At 69.8% G+C, this 16,115-nt stretch carries 14 protein-coding genes; 9 read left to right on the top strand and 5 right to left on the bottom strand.

Going from position 1 to position 16,115, the window contains the following annotated elements:
• Positions 1–93: 93 nt before the first annotated feature.
• The 3 genes from QIS99_RS13465 (at position 94) to QIS99_RS13455 (ending at position 4,214) form a co-directional block, all read left to right on the top strand.
• Complete coding sequence (locus QIS99_RS13465; RefSeq protein ID WP_282513481.1) at positions 94–3,273, top strand: efflux RND transporter permease subunit; 3,180 nt, start codon at positions 94–96, stop codon at positions 3,271–3,273.
• Positions 3,274–3,375: 102 nt separating this feature from the next.
• The gene (locus QIS99_RS13460) at positions 3,376–3,705 is read left to right on the top strand and encodes a hypothetical protein (RefSeq protein ID WP_282513480.1); all 330 of its coding nucleotides are present in this window, start codon (positions 3,376–3,378) and stop codon (positions 3,703–3,705) included.
• Positions 3,705–4,214: a hypothetical protein gene (locus QIS99_RS13455; RefSeq protein WP_282513479.1), complete on the top strand. Its 510-nt coding sequence runs from the start codon at positions 3,705–3,707 to the stop codon at positions 4,212–4,214. Before QIS99_RS13460 ends, QIS99_RS13455 begins: the two co-directional genes overlap by 1 nt.
• 126 nt (positions 4,215–4,340) lie before the next feature.
• Here the strand turns inward: QIS99_RS13455 and nadA are convergent, their stop codons facing one another.
• A complete protein-coding gene (gene nadA / locus QIS99_RS13450; RefSeq protein ID WP_408909551.1) occupies positions 4,341–5,549 on the bottom strand; it encodes a quinolinate synthase NadA in 1,209 nt (402 codons plus the stop codon).
• 275 nt (positions 5,550–5,824) lie between these two features.
• Between nadA and QIS99_RS13445 the strand changes: the two genes are divergently transcribed.
• Complete coding sequence (locus QIS99_RS13445) at positions 5,825–6,181, top strand: HesB/IscA family protein (RefSeq protein ID WP_282513477.1); 357 nt, start codon at positions 5,825–5,827, stop codon at positions 6,179–6,181.
• A 130-nt stretch (positions 6,182–6,311) separates the two neighbouring features.
• Here QIS99_RS13445 and QIS99_RS13440 read toward each other — a convergent pair whose 3' ends face one another.
• Positions 6,312–7,814 carry a hypothetical protein gene (locus QIS99_RS13440; RefSeq protein ID WP_282513476.1) on the bottom strand — a complete coding sequence of 501 codons (1,503 nt, stop codon included), beginning with the start codon at positions 7,812–7,814 and terminating at the stop codon, positions 6,312–6,314.
• 93 nt (positions 7,815–7,907) lie between these two features.
• The gene (locus QIS99_RS13435; RefSeq protein WP_282513475.1) at positions 7,908–8,102 is read right to left on the bottom strand and encodes a hypothetical protein; all 195 of its coding nucleotides are present in this window, start codon (positions 8,100–8,102) and stop codon (positions 7,908–7,910) included.
• A gap of 138 nt (positions 8,103–8,240) precedes the next feature.
• Between QIS99_RS13435 and QIS99_RS13430 the strand changes: the two genes are divergently transcribed.
• Positions 8,241–9,215 (top strand): carbohydrate kinase family protein, encoded by a 975-nt coding sequence (locus tag QIS99_RS13430; RefSeq protein WP_282513474.1) that lies wholly within the window; start codon positions 8,241–8,243, stop codon positions 9,213–9,215.
• A 50-nt stretch (positions 9,216–9,265) separates the two neighbouring features.
• On the opposite strand, the gene QIS99_RS13425 is transcribed toward QIS99_RS13430, so the two are convergent.
• Complete coding sequence (locus QIS99_RS13425; RefSeq protein WP_282513473.1) at positions 9,266–10,645, bottom strand: cysteine desulfurase/sulfurtransferase TusA family protein; 1,380 nt, start codon at positions 10,643–10,645, stop codon at positions 9,266–9,268.
• A gap of 411 nt (positions 10,646–11,056) precedes the next feature.
• Here QIS99_RS13425 and ctaC point away from each other — a divergent pair, with 411 nt between their 5' ends.
• The 4 genes from ctaC (at position 11,057) to QIS99_RS13405 (ending at position 15,531) form a co-directional block, all read left to right on the top strand.
• A complete protein-coding gene (gene ctaC / locus QIS99_RS13420; protein ID WP_282513472.1) occupies positions 11,057–12,016 on the top strand; it encodes an aa3-type cytochrome oxidase subunit II in 960 nt (319 codons plus the stop codon).
• On the top strand, positions 12,013–13,752 hold the full coding sequence (gene ctaD / locus QIS99_RS13415; RefSeq protein WP_282513471.1) for an aa3-type cytochrome oxidase subunit I: 1,740 nt from the start codon (positions 12,013–12,015) through the stop codon (positions 13,750–13,752). The genes ctaC and ctaD overlap by 4 nt, the downstream gene beginning before the upstream one ends.
• Positions 13,749–14,147, top strand: coding sequence for a cytochrome c oxidase subunit 4 (locus QIS99_RS13410; RefSeq protein ID WP_282513470.1), 399 nt, complete (start codon positions 13,749–13,751; stop codon positions 14,145–14,147). The genes ctaD and QIS99_RS13410 overlap by 4 nt, the downstream gene beginning before the upstream one ends.
• A gap of 139 nt (positions 14,148–14,286) precedes the next feature.
• Positions 14,287–15,531 carry a L,D-transpeptidase gene (locus QIS99_RS13405; protein WP_282513469.1) on the top strand — a complete coding sequence of 415 codons (1,245 nt, stop codon included), beginning with the start codon at positions 14,287–14,289 and terminating at the stop codon, positions 15,529–15,531.
• A gap of 103 nt (positions 15,532–15,634) precedes the next feature.
• Here QIS99_RS13405 and QIS99_RS13400 read toward each other — a convergent pair whose 3' ends face one another.
• Positions 15,635–16,036 carry a DNA-binding transcriptional response regulator gene (locus tag QIS99_RS13400; RefSeq protein ID WP_282513468.1) on the bottom strand — a complete coding sequence of 134 codons (402 nt, stop codon included), beginning with the start codon at positions 16,034–16,036 and terminating at the stop codon, positions 15,635–15,637.
• Positions 16,037–16,115: the final 79 nt, after the last annotated feature.

The following is a 16,115-nucleotide window of genomic DNA, read 5'->3' as shown; positions in this document are numbered from 1 at the left end:
GGATACCGCTCCCGGCATGACCGAGGGTTGAAGGGTCGGGCGCAGGCTGCGCCCTCTCCTGCCGCGCAAGCCACAGAAGAGAGACCCTCACCCATGTCCTGGCTGTCAAGATTCAGCCTCGCCCAACGGGCCCTGATCGGGCTGATCTCGATCGTCGCGATCGCGTTCGGCGCCATAGCCGTCCCGCAGCTCAAGCAGCAGCTGCTCCCGTCCATCGAACTTCCGATGGTCTCCGTCATCGCCCCGTACCAGGGCGCGTCGCCCGACGTGGTCGAGAAGCAGGTCGTCGAGCCGCTTGAGTCGTCCATCGAGGCGGTCGACGGGATCACCGGCATCACCGCCACGGCCAGCGAGGGCAACGCCCTGGTCATGGCCCAGTTCGACTACGGGGACAGCGACTCCAAGCAGCTCGTCGCCGACGTCCAGCAGGCCGTGAACCGGGCCCGCGCCCAGCTGCCCCGGGACGTCGACCCGCAGGTCGTGGCCGGCTCCACGGACGACATCCCGACCGTCGTCCTGGCCGCCTCCGCCGACGGCACCGACCAGCAGGCGCTCGCCGAGAAGCTGGAGCGCAGCGTCGTACCCGTCCTGGAGGACATCGACGGCGTCGGCCAGGTCTCGGTCGACGGCGTGCGCGACCTGCAGGTGGCGGTCACCCCGGACGCGGCGAAGCTGGCGCGGGCGGGCCTCACCCCGGGTGCGCTGGTGCAGGCGCTGCAGCAGGGCGGGGCGTCGGTCCCGGCCGGTTCCTTCGACGAGGCGGGCAAGAACCGCACCGTTCAGGTCGGCGGCGGCTTCACCTCCCTGAAGCAGGTCGAGGACCTGATGGTCGCGCCGGAGGCGGCACCCGGCGCGTCCCGGGGCGGGCCCAAGAAGCCCGTACGCCTCGGCTCCGTCGCGCAGGTCGAGCTGCAGGAGGCCGCGGCCACCTCGCTGACCCGTACGAACGGGGAGCCCAGCCTCGCCGTCGTCGTCACCATGGACCAGGACGGCTCCGCCGTCGACATCTCGGACGAGGTCAAGGCCGAACTCCCGGACCTGCGGGCGGACCTGGGCGCCGACGCCGAGCTGACCGTGGTCTCCGACCAGGGCCCGGCGGTCTCGAAGTCGATCTCCAGCCTGACCACCGAGGGTGCGCTCGGCCTGGCCTTCGCGGTCGTCATCATCCTGGTCTTCCTGACGTCGATCCGCTCGACGCTTGTCACCGCGGTCTCCATCCCGCTCTCGGTCGTCCTCGCGCTGATCGTCCTGTGGACGCGTGACCTGTCCCTGAACATGCTCACGCTCGGCGCGCTGACCATCGCCATCGGCCGGGTCGTGGACGACTCGATCGTGGTCCTGGAGAACATCAAGCGGCACCTCGGCTACGGCGAGGAGCGCAAGGAGGCGATCCTCAGCGCGGTCAAGGAGGTCTCCGGCGCGGTCACCTCGTCGACGCTCACCACGGTCGCGGTGTTCCTGCCGATCGGCCTGGTCGGCGGCATGGTGGGCGAGCTGTTCGGCTCGTTCTCGCTGACCGTCACGGCCGCCCTGCTCGCCTCCCTGATCGTCTCCCTGACGGTCGTTCCGGTGCTCTCGTACTGGTTCCTGCGCGCCCCCAAGGCCACCGCGGGCCTGGACCCGGACGAGGCGCGGCGCAAGGCCGAGGAGAAGGAGGCCCGCAGCCGGCTGCAGCGGCTGTACGTGCCCGTGCTCCGGTTCGCCACCCGGCGCCGTTTCACCAGCCTGCTGATCGCGGTCGTGGTCCTGGTCGGCACGTTCGGCATGGCGCCGATGCTGAAGACCAACTTCTTCGACCAGGGCGAGCAGGAAGTCCTGTCCGTCAAGCAGGAGTTGGCGCCGGGCACCAGCCTCGCCGCCACCGACGAGGCCGCCGCGAAGGTCGAGAAGGCCCTCGCCGGGATCGACGGCGTCAAGGACTACCAGGTCACCATCGGCTCGTCCGGCTTCATGGCGGCCTTCGGCGGCGGCACCGACACCAACCAGGCCTCGTACCAGGTGACCCTCACCGACGGCGCCGACTTCGAGCAGACCGGCGACGCCATCGAGCGGGAGCTCGGCGCCCTCGACGGCATCGGCGAGACCCGCATCGCCGCCGGTGACCCCATGGCCGGGCAAGGCCTCAGCGTGGTCGTCAAGGCCGCCGACGCCGACGTACTGAAGAAGGCGTCCGAGCAGGTCAGGGACGGGGTCGCGGAGCTCGACGACGTCACCGACGTGCAGAGCGACCTGTCGCAGTCGGTGCCGCGGATCTCGGTCAAGGCCAACGAGAAGGCCGCCGCGGCCGGGTTCAACGACACCACGCTCGGCCAGGCCGTCGCCCAGGCGGTGCGCGGCACCCCCAGCGGCAAGGCGGTGCTCGACGACACCGAGCGGGACGTCGTCGTGAAGTCCGCGAAGCCCGCCGAGACCCTGGAGGAGCTGCGTGACCTGCGGCTCGGCCGGGTCCAGTTGGGCGACATCGCCACGGTGAAGCTGGTCGACGGCCCGGTCTCGATGACCCGCATCGACGGCGCCCGCGCCGCGACGATCACCGCCAAGCCGACGGGCGACAACACGGGCGCGGTCAGCGCCGCGCTCCAGACCAAGCTGAACGAGCTTGAGAAGGACCTGCCCGACGGCGCCACGGTCTCCATCGGCGGCGTCTCCGAGGACCAGGACGAGGCCTTCGCCTCGCTCGGCCTGGCGATGCTCGCGGCGATCGCGATCGTCTTCATGCTGCTCGTGGCGACCTTCAAGTCCCTGGTGCAGCCGCTGATCCTGCTGGTCTCCATCCCGTTCGCGGCCACCGGCGCGATCGGCCTGCTCATCGCCACCGACACCCCGATGGGCGTCCCGGCGATGATCGGCATGCTGATGCTGATCGGCATCGTGGTGACCAACGCGATTGTGCTGATCGACCTGATCAACCAGTACCGCGAGAAGGGCTACGGCACCGTCGAAGCGGTCATCGAGGGCGGCCGCCACCGCCTCCGCCCGATCCTGATGACGGCCCTGGCGACGATCTGCGCGCTCGCCCCGATGGCGGCGGGCGTCACCGGCCACGGCGGCTTCATCGCCAAGCCGCTCGCGATCGTGGTGATCGGCGGCCTGGTCACGTCGACGCTGCTCACGCTCCTCCTGGTGCCGACGCTCTACGCGATGATCGAACTCCGCAAGGAGCGCCGAGCGAAGAAGAAGGCAGCCAGGCGCGCCAGGAAGGCGGGCATCCCGGAGCAGCCCGAGGCCCCGTCGCAGTCGCACACCGACGAGCCGGAGCCTGCGCAGGTCTGACGGACGGTCGTACGCACGAAGGGGGCGCCCCTCGCCGGTCAACTGCCGGAGAGGGGCGCCCTTTCGCGCTCCGCGCGTACAACACTGTTGTACGCTGCCCGTATGGGCGCAAAACGAAGCATGATCACGTTGGCCGTGGACACGGAGACGAAAGAACGCGTGCGTGCCTATGCCGACGCTGCGGGTGTGGACCTGACCACGTACGTCGCGGCCGCGATCGGCGCCGCGATGGAGCGCGACGACCAGGTCGCGCGCGCCTTCGCACCCCTCGACGAACTGATCGCCGAGACCGAGCGGAGCACCCCCGGCGCAGCGCGGCCGGCCGAGGGCGCCGACGGAATCGCTGACGGCGAGAGCGAGGCCATCGGCCAGGCGCTCGACGACTTCTTTGCGACGGGTCCCGCCGCCGGACGCGGGCAGGGCGCCGCCTGATGACCGTCGTCTACGACGCCGGGATGCTGATCCGCCTGGAACAGGGGCGCGGCCGGGCGCAGGCCCTGCACCGCAGGGTGCTTGAGCGCGGCGGCCACCGCCCCGTCGTACCGCTCCCGGTCCTCGGGCAGGTCTGGCGCCCGGGGCCGGGCAACTACACCAACCTCAAGCCGATCCTGGCCGGCTGCACCGTCTACGCGGCCCGCGATTCCCGGCCGCCGCACTTCGGGGCGAAGGGCTGGGACGACCCCCGCCATGCATGCCTGCCGTGCGCGTCCGGGCACACGGAGCAGGACGGCAAGCGCGTCGGGGCCCTGGCCTCGCGCGTCAAGCTGCCCGCCAAGAAGTCGTTCGACGTCGTCGACGCCCTGGTCCTCGTCATCGCGGCGCACCACGGCCGCGCTCTGGTGGTGACGACGGACATCGAGGACATCCTGGCGTACCGCGAGGCGCTCGGTGAGCATCAGATCGGCGTCTGCCACCCCGACCAGCCGGACCGAATTCTCTGACGGACCGGATTCTCTGACACCCGGACCGGATTCTCTGAACACGGACCGCACTCTCTGAAACACGGCGGTGGCCGACCGGGATCACCGGTCGGCCACCGCAACGCAGACCCAAGGAAGCTACGCCACCTACGGCAGCGCCAGCATCCGCTCAAGCGCAAGCTTCGCGAAGCTCTCCGTCTCCGTGTCGACCTCGATGCGGTTGACCAGATTGCCCTCGGCCAGGGACTCCAGGGCCCAGACCAGGTGCGGAAGGTCGATCCGGTTCATGGTCGAGCAGAAGCAGACCGTCTTGTCGAGGAAGACGATCTCCTTGCCCTCGGGCGCGAAGCGGTTGGCGAGCCGGCGGACCAGGTTCAGCTCGGTGCCGATCGCCCACTTCGAACCGGCGGGCGCGGCCTCCAGGGCCTTGATGATGTACTCCGTCGACCCGACGTGGTCCGCCGCGGCCACGACCTCGTGCTTGCACTCGGGGTGCACCAGGACGTTCACGCCGGGGATGCGCGCCCGTACGTCCTCGACCGACTCCAGCGAGAACCGGCCGTGCACCGAGCAGTGGCCGCGCCACAGGATCATCCTGGCGGCGCGCAGCTCCTCGGCGGTCAGGCCGCCGTTCGGCTTGTGCGGGTTGTAGACCACACAGTCGTCCAGGGACATGCCCAGGTCGCGCACGGCGGTGTTCCGGCCGAGGTGCTGGTCGGGCAGGAACAGCACCTTTGTCGCATGGGGCTCCCCCTGCTCGAAGGCCCAGTCAAGCGCGCGCTTCGCGTTGGACGAGGTGCAGATCGTGCCGCCGTGCTTGCCGGTGAACGCCTTGATGTCCGCCGAGGAGTTCATGTACGACACCGGCACGACCTGCTCGGCTATGCCCGCCTCGGTCAGCACGTCCCAGCACTCGGCGACCTGCTCGGCCGTCGCCATGTCGGCCATGGAGCAGCCGGCGGCGAGGTCGGGCAGGACCACCTTCTGGTCGTCGGAGGTCAGGATGTCCGCCGACTCGGCCATGAAGTGCACACCGCAGAAGACGATGTACTCGGCCTCCGGCTTGGCGGCCGCGTCCTTGGCCAGCTTGAAGGAGTCGCCGGTCACGTCGGCGAACTGGATGACCTCGTCGCGCTGGTAGTGGTGACCGAGCACGAAGACCTTGTCGCCGAGCTTCTCCTTGGCGGCGCGGGCGCGCTCCACCAGGTCCGGGTCGGACGGCGAGGGCAGGTCGCCCGGGCAGTCGACGCCGCGCTCGCTCTTGGGGTCGGCCTCGCGGCCGAGCAGCAGCAGGGCGAGCGGCGTGGGCTCGACAGCCAGGTCTACGGGGGAGTGGGCGGTGGTCACGACACGCACCCTTTCTTCTTCCGGCGGGCAGAACCCGCTGTCCGGGCCTGCTTTTCGTCGAATTGACGCTATCTATCATAACTGCTTCACGTCAGTTTGACGATGGCCATCGTGTCGATGTGACGCATTCCCGGACCACGCACCGGCGCCTTGCCCCGCGCGGGTGTGCGAGCATGAAGAGGCAGGCGCACTTGCAGAATCGGCGCGCCGGGCCCGGAATGAATCCGCGGCCCCGAAGGTTGCACCCGTCGGCAAGCAGTCCGAACAACCCGGGAGAGATCTAGATGTCCGTATCGGACGAGACCACCACCGTCAGCGACGGCATCATCCTGTCCGACGCCGCCGCGGCCAAGGTCAAGGGCCTCCTCGACCAGGAAGGCCGTGACGACCTGGCGCTGCGCGTCGCCGTTCAGCCCGGTGGCTGCTCGGGCCTGCGGTACCAGCTGTTCTTCGACGAGCGCTCGCTCGACGGCGACGTCGTCAAGGACTTCGACGGCGTCAAGGTCGTCACCGACCGCATGAGCGCCCCGTACCTCGGTGGCGCCTCCATCGACTTCGTCGACACCATCGAGAAGCAGGGCTTCACGATCGACAACCCCAACGCCACGGGCTCCTGCGCCTGCGGCGACTCCTTCAGCTGAGCCAGCCGGCTCCCCGGAGTCACTGACGTACGCACGAAGGCGGCGCCCCCCTGCGAGGGGAGCGCCGCCTTCGTCGTAGATGCGGGCCTTGCTGCTTCCGCCGCACCGCCGATCCTTCCGCCGCGCCGCGCTACTTCCGCCGCACCGCCACCCCGTCCGTGCCGACCACCGTGCGCTCGCCGAGCGGCTTGTCCAGCGTCACCTCGGCCGTCCGCTCCTCGGCGATCATCACGCAGACCTCGCCCTTCTTCTGCGGCTTCTCGGCCACCGCGACCCGCACCTCGCTCGCGCTCTCGGTCGCCCGCGCCGTGTACTCACTGCACGCCCCGCCCCAGAAGTGCAGCGTCAGCTTCCGCCCGTCCGCGCTGTACGAGGTCACGGGAACGTCCCTGGACTCCGGGCCGGCGTCCTGCGTCGGCGCGGGCTCGGGCGCGCTCGCCCCGGTCAGATACTGCGGGTCCACCGCCGGATGCGTCACCGTGAACGGCCGCTCGGCACCCTCCGGCCGCACCTGGAACAGCCAGGACGGTACGAGCACCGGCCGCCCCCGCTCGAAGTGCAGCGCGAGCCCGAACGTCGCCTTCGCCACCTCGACCGGCTCCGGCCCGGCACCCTTCGCCCCCGACTCGGGCGGACACGGCTGCCGCGGTCCCGCGCCCCCGCCCGGCGCGGGCTCACCCGGAGCGATGCCGCCGGGGCCGGGCGCGTCCGAGGCGCCCTCGGTGTGCGGAACCGGCCGCGCACACCCACCGCTGCCGCTTCCCGGCCCGGTCTTCGCGGCGGCCTCGTTCAGCTCCGCGATCGTCTTCTCCGCACTCAGTACGGGATAGGCGGCGCCCTTCACAGGCTTCGTCAACTTGCCGCTGCCGCCCACCACTTGACCGTCCGAGCCGATCTGCACGCCGGTCGACCAGCCGTACGTGGGCAGTCCGCTCACCTTCGGGTCGGCGTTCACGACCCGCACCGCGCCCATCGTCTGCGAGGCGTCGAGCGCGGCGCCGGCCTGCCCGACCGCCTTCAGTACGGGCGCGGCGGCACTCTTGGCGGCCCGCTCGCTCACGGGCCCGGGATCCGTGTCCCCGGCGGGGTCCGTTTCCGCTCCGGGACCCGTGTCCCCGGTCCCGGAACCGCCCTTCGGCGCACAGGACTTGCCCTTGACGCAGTTGTCCGTACCGCCCGCATATGCCTGGAAGGTCCAGGTGCCCGGCGCCTCCTTGCCGACCGTCAGCAACGGCCCGTCCCCGGCGCGCCCCACCTTCCACGTGGTGCCCTCGGCGCGCGGCGTGCCGGACACGTCAAGTGCCTCGGCGAGCCGGGCCACTTGGTCCGCGTCGACCGTGCCGCGCAGCCGGTGCACGGACGCGGAACCCGGCCCCTTCGGCAGCTCGCCGCCCGCCCGGTACGTCACCCCGCCGGGCGCGGGCTCCCCGGGCGCGATCCCCGCAGGGTCGTCAAGCGTCAACGGGGGAGGAGTCTCATCGGCCGCCGGCACACCAGAACCGGAACCTCCCGAGGCGTTCGCCGCGACATACGCACCGCCGCCCCCGGCCAGCAGCACCGCGGCCGCCACCGAGACGGCCACGATCCCGGGCCGCCGCCGACGGGTGCCCTCGTGCGTCTCCTCGCTGCCCACCGCATCGCTCCTTCGTCCGCGCCGACTCCCCGTACGGGGACGACTGCCGGTGGGACGGTCCTCAAGGGCGCGCGGTTCCCGCCTGCGCGCCGGTCAGTAGTCGGACATCGCGTCCAGGAGCCGGGCCGAGGCGCCCGGCACGATCACGCCGTGGATGCTGGCCGGCGAGACGGGCCGCGGCGCGGACTCGCGCACCGCCCTCCAGTGCGGAGCCATCCGGGCGCAGTCCCCCTGAAGCTGCTTCAGCGTGAGGTCGGGCTGTTCCGGCATGGCGGTGTGCTTCGACATATACGCACCGTACGCACGCGGAACCCCACAGAAAAAGGTCTACTATCGGGTAGTTTTGGCGGTTCAGCGAAGGGGTGCCGACCCGATAGCGTGAACTGTCAATCTCCACCGCAGCCTCTCCCGCAGGAGACATACGCCGTGCGTATCGCAGTCACCGGCTCCATCGCCACCGACCACCTCATGACCTTCCCCGGCCGATTCGCCGACCAACTGGTCGCGGATCAGCTGCACACGGTCTCCCTCTCCTTCCTGGTCGACAACCTCGACGTACGCAGGGGAGGGGTCGGCGCCAACATCTGCTTCGGCATGGGCCAGCTCGGCACCCGCCCAGTCCTGGTCGGGGCCGCAGGTTCCGACTTCGACGAGTACCGCGCCTGGCTCGACCGCCACGGCGTCGACACCGACTCCGTCCGCATCTCCGAAGTCCTGCACACCGCCCGCTTCGTGTGCACCACGGACGCCGACCACAACCAGATCGGCTCCTTCTACACCGGCGCCATGAGCGAGGCCCGCCTCATCGAGCTGCACTCCGTCGCCGAGCGCGTCGGCGGCCTCGACCTCGTCCTGATCGGCGCCGACGACCCCGAGGCGATGCTCCGCCACACCGAGGAGTGCCGCTCCCGCTCCATCCCGTTCGCCGCGGACTTCTCGCAGCAGATCGCCCGCATGGACGGCGACGAGATCCGCACCCTCATGGACGGCGCCACCTACCTCTTCTCCAACGAGTACGAGAAGGGCCTCATCGAGACCAAGACCGGCTGGAGCGACGACGAGATCCTCGGCCGTGTCGGGCACCGCGTCACCACCCTCGGCGCCCGCGGCGTCCGCATCGAGCGGGCGGGCGAGGACCCGGTCGAGGTCGGCGTCCCCGAGGAGGAGTCGAAGGTCGACCCGACCGGCGTCGGCGATGCCTTCCGGGCCGGCTTCCTCTCCGGCCTGTCCTGGGGCGTCGGCCTGGAGCGCGCCGCCCAGGTCGGCTGCATGCTCGCCACCCTGGTCATCGAGACCCTCGGCACCCAGGAGTACACCCTGCGCCGCGCCCACTTCATGGACCGCTTCACCAAGGCGTACGGCCACGAGGCCGCCACCGAGGTCCAGGAGCACCTGGCCTGATCCGGCCACCCCTGCAGGCCGGGCCCGGCTGACGTACGGGCCCGCGTGAGTCAGGTGAGCCGGCGGACCGTATAAGCAGTGCCGCGGTCCGCCGGCTCCTCGCTCACGAACTCCTGCCCCCGCATATGGCACCAGGCCCGGATGTCGAGCGCGGCGACCTCGTCGTCCGAGAGCACCGTCACCGTGCCGCCCACCGGTACCTCGCCGATGACCTTGCCCAGCTCGATCACCGGCACCGGGCACCGCTCCCCGACCACGTCCAGGACGAGCGACCCGCCCGGACCGGCAGCCACCACCGCCGCAGGCGCCCCCAGCTTCGCCCGCACCCCGGCCACCGCCTCCGGCAGCACCCCCAGGAACCGCTCCACGTCCGCCGCCGCCGTGCCCACCGGCAGCGACACCCGTACGTTCCCCTCGCTCAGCACCCCCATCGCATGGAGGACATGGCTCGGCGTCAGCGTCGAACTCGTGCACGACGAGCCCGACGACACCGAGAAGCCCGCCCGGTCCAGCTCGTGCAGCAGGCTCTCGCCGTCGACATAAAGACAAGAGAACGTGACCAGATGCGGCAGTCGCCGCTCCGGATCGCCGACCACCTCCACATCAGGCACAAGCTCCGGCACCCGCGCCCTGATCCGCTCCGTCAACTCCCGCAGCCGCACGGCCTCCTGGGCCGCCTCCGCGTGCACCGCCCGCAGCGAGGCCGCCGCCGCGACGATCCCCGGCAGGTTCTCGAACCCCGGCGCCCGCCCCGACTCCCGCTCGTCCGACGGCCCTTGAGCCGCGAACCGTGCCCCCTTCCGTACGACGAGCAGGCCGACCCCGGACGGCCCGCCCCATTTGTGCGCACTCGCCGCGAGCAGCGACCAGGCGCCCCCGACCGGCCCCCACGGCAACGACTGCGCCGCGTCCACGAGCAGCGGCACCCCGGCCGCCCCGCACGCCTCGGCCACCTCGGCCACCGGCTGCACCGTGCCCACCTCGTGGTTGGCGGACTGCAGGCAGGCCAGCGCCGTGTCCGCCCCGAGGGCCCCGGCGAACTCCTCGGCGTCCACCCGCCCCGTACGCCCCACCGGGACCCGGGCTGTCGTACCGCCCCGGTCCTCGTGGGCCGTCGCCGCGTGCAGCACGGAGGAGTGCTCCACGGCGGACACCACCAGGCGCCGGCCCACGCGGCGGCGGCCCGCGAGCGCGCCCGCCACCCCCGAGTGCACCGCCCGCGTCCCCGAAGGAGTGAAGACCAGCTCGTCCGGTCTGCACCCCACGGCCTCGGCCGCCGCCTCGCGCGCGGCGTCGAGGAGCAGCCGGGCCTTCCGACCCTCGCGGTAGAGCCGGGACGGGTCGGCCCAGCCCTCGTCCAGCGCGGCGAGCAACGCCTGGCGGGCGACGGGGTGCAGGGGAGCGGACGATGCGGTGTCGAAGTAGGGCACGCCGTCACGCTACCCGGGTCGCGGGGGAGCCCGGGAGGCCTGTGGATAACCCTCGGGAAGCCCTTCGACAGCCCTCCGGCAGAGCCCTTCGACAGCCCTCGGACAGCCCTCTCGTGCACACGCCCGGAAGGGGTCGTTCCGGGGCCGCCGCCGACTGGTTGTCGGTATCTCTGGAGGGGGCGTCAGTTGCCCGTTCACGTGCGGTGTTGTGCCTCGGTGGGAGAGTTCCGGCCACCCCTTCGGGTCGTGCGGCGGCGCGTTGGGCACCCTCCCCGCGCGACCCCAAATAGCGTCCAGTAGGGTTTGGTCCGCATAAACATCCAAACCCTGCCCGTACAGGGACCGGAGCCCGACCGATCGCATCACCGGCCGAGCCCGGCCGAGCGGGCGAGACTCTCGGGAAGGCGCTACGTGAGTCCCAACGGCTCCGACCGCTCGTCGCGGCGCCCGATGCGGCGGAAGCTGCCGCAGGTGCTGACTGCGGGCCTGGTCCTGGCGACCGCGACCGGTTGCACATACAAGGACTTCCCTCGGCTTGGAATGCCCACCCCTGTCACGGAAGAGGCTCCGCGGATCCTCTCCCTGTGGCAGGGCTCGTGGGCCGCGGCGCTCGCCACCGGCGTGCTCGTGTGGGGCCTGATCCTGTGGAGCGTTGTCTTCCACCGGCGCAGCCGCACCAAGGTCGAGGTTCCTCCGCAGACCCGGTACAACATGCCCATTGAGGCGCTGTACACCGTGGTTCCGCTCATCATCGTTTCGGTGCTCTTCTACTTCACCGCGCGCGATGAATCGAAGCTCCTCGCACTCTCCGACAAGCCGACACACACGGTGAACGTGGTGGGCTTCCAGTGGAGCTGGGGCTTCAACTACATCGAGAACGTCCCCGGTTCCGAAGGCGACGCCAAGTCGAACAAGGAACTCTCGGCGATTCCGGACAAGTACCAGAAGGACTTCCCGGAGAACGCCGGCGGTGTCTACGAGGTCGGCACGCCCGGCACCCGGAACCCGCAGAACGGCAACCCGGGCCCGACCCTGTGGCTGCCGAAGGGCGAGAAGGTCCGCTTCATCCTGACTTCGCGTGACGTCATCCACTCCTTCTGGGTGGTGCCGTTCCTGATGAAGCAGGACGTCATTCCGGGCCACACCAACGTCTTCGAGGTGACCCCCAACAAGGAGGGCACCTTCATGGGCAAGTGCGCCGAGCTCTGCGGCGTCGACCACTCCCGGATGCTGTTCAACGTCAAGGTCGTCTCCCCGGAGCGCTACCAGCAGCACCTTGAGGAGCTGGCCGAGAAGGGGCAGACCGGCTACATCCCGTCCGGCATCGAGCAGACGGACCCGGCCAGGAATGCGGAGAAGAACCAACTGTGAGCATCCTCAATGAACCCCAGGGTGCTGCCGCAGCTGATGACGACTCGTACGAAAACGAGCTCCCGGTTCGGCGCAGGCAGCCCGGCAACGTGGTCGTGAAGTGGCTGACCACCACCGACCACAAGACGATCGGCACGCTTTACCTGGTCACGTCGTTCGCGTTCTTCTGCATCGGCGGCCTGATGGCGCTCTTCATGCGCGCCGAACTGGCCCGTCCCGGCACGCAGATCATGTCGAACGAGCAGTTCAACCAGGCGTTCACGATGCACGGCACGATCATGCTGCTGATGTTCGCGACGCCGCTGTTCGCCGGATTCGCGAACTGGATCATGCCGCTGCAGATCGGCGCGCCCGACGTGGCGTTCCCGCGGCTGAACATGTTCGCGTACTGGCTGTACCTCTTCGGCTCGCTGATCGCGGTGGGCGGATTCCTCACCCCGCAGGGTGCGGCCGACTTCGGCTGGTTCGCCTACTCCCCGCTGTCGGACGCGGTCCGTTCGCCGGGCATCGGCGCCGACATGTGGATCATGGGTCTGGCCTTCTCCGGCTTCGGCACGATCCTCGGTTCGGTCAACTTCATCACCACGATCATCTGCATGCGTGCCCCCGGCATGACGATGTTCCGGATGCCGATCTTCACCTGGAACGTGCTGCTGACCGCCGTCCTGGTCCTGCTGGCCTTCCCGGTCCTGGCGGCCGCGCTGTTCGCCCTGGAGGCGGACCGCAAGTTCGGTGCGCATATCTTCGACGCGGCCAATGGCGGCGCCTTGTTGTGGCAACACCTCTTCTGGTTCTTCGGACACCCAGAGGTGTACATCATCGCCCTGCCATTCTTCGGAATCATTTCCGAGGTCATCCCGGTCTTCTCCCGCAAGCCGATGTTCGGCTACATGGGCCTGATCGGCGCGACCATCGCGATCGCCGGTCTTTCCGTGACGGTGTGGGCGCACCACATGTACGTCACCGGTGGCGTGCTACTCCCGTTCTTCTCCTTCATGACGTTCCTCATCGCCGTGCCAACCGGCGTGAAGTTCTTCAACTGGATCGGAACGATGTGGAAGGGGTCCTTGAGTTTCGAGACCCCGATGCTCTGGGCCGTCGGCTTCCTGATCACCTTCACCTTCGGTGGTCTGACCGGCGTCATCCTGGCCTCGCCGCCGATGGACTTCCACGTATCGGACTCGTACTTCGTGGTCGCGCACTTCCACTACGTCGTCTTCGGAACCGTGGTCTTCGCGATGTTCTCCGGATTCCACTTCTGGTGGCCGAAGATGACCGGCAAGATGCTCGACGAGCGACTCGGCAAGATCACCTTCTGGACGCTGTTCGTGGGCTTCCACGGCACGTTCCTGGTGCAGCACTGGCTCGGTGCCGAGGGCATGCCGCGGCGTTACGCGGACTACCTCGCGGCCGACGGCTTCACCGCCCTGAACACGATCTCGACGATCGCCTCGTTCGTCCTCGGCATGTCGATCCTGCCGTTCTTCTACAACATCTGGAAGACCGCCAAGTACGGCAAGAAGATCGAGGTCGACGACCCCTGGGGCTACGGCCGTTCGCTGGAGTGGGCCACGTCCTGCCCGCCGCCGCGGCACAACTTCCTCACCCTGCCGCGGATCCGCTCCGAATCCCCGGCGTTCGACCTGCACCACCCGGAGATCGCGGCGCTCGAACAGCTCGGACACGGCGACGAGTCCGACAAGGCGCTCGCGGGCGGCAAGGAGGCCGGCAAGTGAAGATCCAGGGCAAGATGTTCATCTGGCTGAGCGTCTTCGTCCTCGCCATGGCGATCGTCTATGGCGTGTGGTCGAAGGAGCCGGCCGGTACCACGGCGCTCTTCCTGGCCTTCGGCCTGTGCATCATGGTCGGCTACTACCTGGCCTTCACGGCCCGGCGGGTCGACGCCATGGCGCAGGACGACAAGGAGGCCGACGTCGCGGACGAGGCCGGCGAGGTGGGCTTCTTCAGCCCGCACAGCTGGCAGCCGCTCTCCCTGGCCGTCGGTGGCGCGCTCGCCTTCCTGGGCGTCGTGTTCGGCTGGTGGCTGCTGTACTTCTCCGCTCCGCTGATCCTCATCGGTCTGTGGGGCTGGGTGTACGAGTACTACCGCGGCGAGAACCAGAACCAGTGAGCCATTAGCACACGGCACCGCAAGACGGGCCCGGACACTCCGTGAAGGAGCGTCCGGGCCCCTCTTGTGCAGTAACACCGGGACCCCCGAACGGGTCACTCGGCGCGCCGCGGCCGACGAATCTTCATACCGTGTGGTCATGAGCAACTCACCGCGCATCACCACGGTTCTGAGCTGCACACTGCTGGTCGTCGCGCTCGGCGCGGGAGCGACCGCGTGCGGCAGCTCCGACAGCCATCCGCTCTCGGCGAAGCCGTACGACGCGGCCGACCAGATCGCCTTCAGTGGTCAGGACGGCACCAAGAAGGTGGACCCGGAGAAGCCCCTGGAGGTCACCACCCAGGGCGAGAAGGCCCGGATCACCGACGTCACGGCCACCGACTCCCTCGGCCGCTACCTCGCGGGCGAACTCTCCGCCGACGGCACCCGCTGGCACAGCACCAGCCCCCTCGCGGCCGGCGTGCACTACACGGTGAAGGTCAGCACCGAGGACGAGGACGGGGCGCCCGGAAGCAAGCTCCTGGGCTTCGACACCGGCAAGCCCAAGAAGAAGCTCCTGAAGGTCGAGTTCGGCCCGGAGAAGGGCACGTACGGCGTCGGACAGCCCGTCACCGCGAAGCTCAGCAAGGCCGTCAAGGGCAAGGACGCCCGGGCGATCGTCGAACGCGCCCTGACCGTCCGCTCCGTGCCCGCGGCTCAGGGCGCCTGGCACTGGGTCGACAGCAAGACGCTGCACTACCGCCCGAAGGAGTACTGGCCGACCAAGGCCACCGTCGAGGTCCGCTCCAACCTGGAGGGCATCAAGGTCGACGACGGCCTGTGGGGCACCGACACCAAGCCCGTGAAGTTCAAGACGGGCGACCGCGTCGTCGCCGTCGTGGACGCCGGCTCGCACAACATGACCGTCTACCGCAACGGCGAGGAGATCAAATCCGTGCCGGTCACCACCGGCAAGCCCGGCTACTCCACGCGCAACGGCATCAAGGTCGTCCTCGGCCAGCAATACGTGGTCCGCATGACCAGCGCCAGCATCGGCGCCTCGGACTTCTACGACAAGATGGTGTACTACGCGACCCGCGTCACCGACACCGGCGAGTACCTGCACGCCGCCCCCTGGTCCGCCGGCTCGCACGGCTACGCCAACACCAGCCACGGCTGCGTCGGAATGAGCACCGGCAACGCCGCCTGGCTGTACGAGACCCTGCGCCAGGGCGACCTCGTCAAGACGATCAACAGCTACGGCGAGGACATGCCCACCTTCGGCAACGGCCTCGGCGACTGGAACATGGACTGGAAGGACTGGCGCAAGGGCAGCGTGCTCCTCGCCGACACCCGCGAAGGCCAGTCCCCGGTCGACAAGGCCCGCCTGCGCCCGCAGGTCTGAGCCCGCCCACATGCCCGACACCCCTGCCACGACCAGCACCCCTGCGCCGTACGGCCGTTGGCGCGTACGAGGCAGGGGCGCCGGTCGTCGGCGGAGGGCCGCCTCAGGAGGTCGCGGTGAGCCTGCGGCGCAGCAGGGCGGCCAGCGAGTCCGCGAACTCGACCGGGTCGACGGGCAGCGTCACGGCCGCCTCCGCACGGCTCCACGTGGCCAGCCAGGCGTCCTGCGGGCGCCCGATGAGCAGCAGCACGGGCGGGGCCCGGAAGACCTCGTCCTTGATCTGCCGGCACACGCCCATACCGCCGGCCGGCACCGCCTCGCCGTCCAGGACGCAGACGTCCACGCCGCCGTGCTCCAGCTCCTTGAGGACCGCGGCCTGCGTCGCACACTCGATGAACTCGACCCGGGGAACGTCCGCGGCCGGCCTGCGCCCCGTCGCCAACCGCACCTGCTCGCGGGTGTTCGCGTTGTCGCTGTAGACCAGGACCGTGGCGGTCGACTTCATGGTTGCTCCGCTTCGTCGAGGTGCAAGGCCCGGCCCCTCGACTCGGGGCCGATGCGCGGATGTTACTCCTGTCGATACC

This window comes from Streptomyces solicavernae (genome assembly GCF_029968095.1).
Classification (GTDB): domain Bacteria; phylum Actinomycetota; class Actinomycetes; order Streptomycetales; family Streptomycetaceae; genus Streptomyces; species Streptomyces solicavernae.
The sequence above is the reverse complement of the archived record's forward strand: the minus strand, read 5'-3'. Positions and strand labels throughout refer to the sequence as shown.